The 3,607-nt window shown below is 57.2% G+C and carries 1 rRNA gene; it reads right to left on the bottom strand.

The features are described 5' to 3' along the window. Positions 1–6: 6 nt before the first annotated feature. A 23S ribosomal RNA gene (locus tag ABZ463_RS41450) occupies positions 7–3,134 on the bottom strand. Positions 3,135–3,607 lie beyond the last annotated feature (473 nt).

The raw sequence follows: 3,607 nt of genomic DNA, 5'->3' as shown, positions 1-3,607 counted from the left end.
AACCTTGAGGTCAAGTCCTCGGCCTATTAGTACCGGTCAGCTCCACACGTTACCGCGCTTCCACACCCGGCCTATCAACCCAATCATCCATTGGGGGCCTTACCCTCTCACAAGGTGGGAGACCTCATCTCAAGGCGAGCTTCCCGCTTAGATGCTTTCAGCGGTTATCCCTCCCGAACGTAGCCAACCAGCCATGCTCCTGGCGGAACAACTGGCACACCAGAGGTTCGTCCGTCCCGGTCCTCTCGTACTAGGGACAGCCCCTTTCAAGTCTCCTACGCGCGCAGCGGATAGGGACCGAACTGTCTCGCGACGTTCTAAACCCAGCTCGCGTACCGCTTTAATGGGCGAACAGCCCAACCCTTGGGACCTACTCCAGCCCCAGGATGCGACGAGCCGACATCGAGGTGCCAAACCATCCCGTCGATATGGACTCTTGGGGAAGATCAGCCTGTTATCCCCGGGGTACCTTTTAGCCGTTGAGCGACGGCGCTTCCACAAGCCACCGCCGGATCACTAGTCCCAGCTTTCGCTCCTGCTCGACCCGTCGGTCTCACAGTCAAGCTCCCTTGTGCACTTACACTCAACACCTGATTACCAACCAGGCTGAGGGAACCTTTGGGCGCCTCCGTTACCCTTTAGGAGGCAACCGCCCCAGTTAAACTACCCACCAGACACTGTCCCTGATCCGGATCACGGACCCAGGTTAGACATCCAAAACGACCAGAGTGGTATTTCACCAATGACTCCACACCAACTAGCGTCGATGCTTCACCGTCTCCCACCTATCCTACACAAACCGTTCCAAACACCAATGTCAAGCTATAGTGAAGGTCCCGGGGTCTTTCCGTCCTGCTGCGCGTAACGAGCATCTTTACTCGTAGTGCAATTTCGCCGGGTCTGCGGTTGAGACAGCGGGGAAGTCGTTACGCCATTCGTGCAGGTCGGAACTTACCCGACAAGGAATTTCGCTACCTTAGGATGGTTATAGTTACCACCGCCGTTTACTGGCGCTTAAGTTCTCAGCTTCGCCAACCCGAAAGTCAGCTAACCGGTCCCCTTAACGTTCCAGCACCGGGCAGGCGTCAGTCCGTATACATCGTCTTACGACTTCGCACGGACCTGTGTTTTTAGTAAACAGTCGCTTCCCCCTGGCCTCTGCGACCCCCACCAGCTCCGAACGCAAAGGTTCATCACCAGCGAAGGCCCCCCTTCTCCCGAAGTTACGGGGGCAATTTGCCGAGTTCCTTAACCACAGTTCACCCGATCGCCTTAGTATTCTCTACCTGACCACCTGAGTCGGTTTAGGGTACGGGCCGCCACGACACTCACTAGAGGCTTTTCTCGGCAGCATAGGATCATCCACTTCGCCACAATCGGCTCGGCATCACATCTCAGACACATGCGTTGCGGATTTGCCTACAACACGTCCTACATGCTTACCCCAGGACAACCACCGCCTGGGCTGGACTACCTTCCTGCGTCACCCCATCGCTTACCTACTACCAGATCAGGCCAGGCGTTCACCCTGACGCCCGCTCCGAAGAGCAGACCGGGTTAAGGACCCTTAGTATCACTGGATTCAGTACTGGCGCATCGTAGCGGGTACGGGAATATCAACCCGTTGTCCATCGACTACGCCTGTCGGCCTCGCCTTAGGTCCCGACTTACCCTGGGCGGATTAGCCTGCCCCAGGAACCCTTGGTCATCCGGCGCAGAAGTTTCTCACTTCTGATTCGCTACTCATGCCTGCATTCTCACTCGCACAGCCTCCACAACTCGGTCACCCGGCTGCTTCTCCGGCCGCACGACGCTCCCCTACCCATCCACACACCCAAACCACAAAGGCTAGGCTACACGTGTGAATGCCACGACTTCGGCGGTGTACTTGAGCCCCGCTACATTATCGGCGCGGAATCACTTGACCAGTGAGCTATTACGCACTCTTTCAAGGGTGGCTGCTTCTAAGCCAACCTCCTGGTTGTCACTGCGACTCCACATCCTTTCCCACTTAGCACACGCTTAGGGGCCTTAGTCGGTGATCTGGGCTGTTTCCCTCTCGACTACGGAGCTTATCCCCCGCAGTCTCACTGCCACGCTCTCACTTACCGGCATTCGGAGTTTGGCTGACGTCAGTAACCCGGTAAGGCCCATCAGCCATCCAGTGCTCTACCTCCGGCAAGAAACACGCAACGCTGCACCTAAATGCATTTCGGGGAGAACCAGCTATCACGGAGTTTGATTGGCCTTTCACCCCTAAACACAGGTCATCCCCCAGGTTTTCAACCCTGGTGGGTTCGGTCCTCCACGCAGTCTTACCCACGCTTCAACCTGCCCATGCCTAGATCACTCCGCTTCGGGTCTACAGCATGCGACTCAAACGCCCTATTCAGACTCGCTTTCGCTACGGCTCCCCCACACGGGTTAACCTCGCCACACACCATAACTCGCAGGCTCATTCTTCAAAAGGCACGCAGTCACATCACAGACAAGGCGAACCTCGTCTACGCTCCTACGGCTTGTAGGCACACGGTTTCAGGTACTATTTCACGACCCCTCACCGGGGCGCTTTTCACCTTTCCCTCACGGTACTAGTTCACTATCGGTCATCAGGGAGTATTTAGGCTTACCAGGTGGTCCTGGCAGATTCACACAGGATTTCTCGGGCCCCGTGCTACTTGGGATCCCCTCAAACAGTCGGCAAGGTTTCACCTACCCGGCTCTCACGGTCTCCGGCGCTCCTTCCCAGAAGCTTCGACTACCCCACCGATTTCTCACTGCCTGAAGAGGCGGCAGCCTCCCCCAGAGGGTCCCACGACCCCGCACACGCAACGCCTGCCGGCTATCACACGCATACGGTTTAGCCTCATCCGCTTTCGCTCACCACTACTCACGGAATCACTTTTGTTTTCTCTTCCTACGGGTACTGAGATGTTTCACTTCCCCGCGTTACCACCAACCGCCCTATACATTCAAGCGGAGGCAACACCACATGACTGGTGCTAGGTTTCCCCATTCGGACATCCCCGGATCAACGTCTGGTTGGCGACTCCCCGAGGCTTAACGCAGCCTCCCACGTCCTTCATCGGCTCCTGATGCCAAGGCATCCACCGTGTGCCCTAAAAAACTTGGCCACAAAGATGCTCGCGTCCACTATGCAAATCTCAAACAACAAACAGCAACCCAACCCACCCCACCACCGAACACCCACAACGTGAGCTGGTCTGACAGGAGGCCGGTCCCGTACGAGGCCCAACAAACCCCCGCCCCCACCCGCCAATCACTGACGCCGAGAGCAGTCCCAGAATCCCCCGCCTTCCTTCTCCACCTGACCGGAACCGATCACGCATCCTTCGACCAAACGAAGAAGCTGATCGGAACCATCAAGGCCAGGAGAGAAGAAACGAGTTCTTCCAGAGGGTCCGTTTCCTCAGGACCCAACAGTGTGCCCGGACCCATCCAACGCCTCCCGGCCGACGCTCCCACTCCCCACCCCCACAAGGAGGGTCAGGCGGTACTAGCCGACCCGGGCAGACCCGGATCATCCGATTAACCAGTGCTCCACTAATGAGCGTGCCACGCGTGAAACATTCGTTCACGATCGCAG

The sequence above is a fragment of the Streptosporangium sp. NPDC020145 genome, assembly GCF_040631275.1.
Classification (GTDB): domain Bacteria; phylum Actinomycetota; class Actinomycetes; order Streptosporangiales; family Streptosporangiaceae; genus Streptosporangium.
Note: the sequence above shows the minus strand (reverse complement) of the source record. Positions and strands in the feature narration are given on the sequence as shown.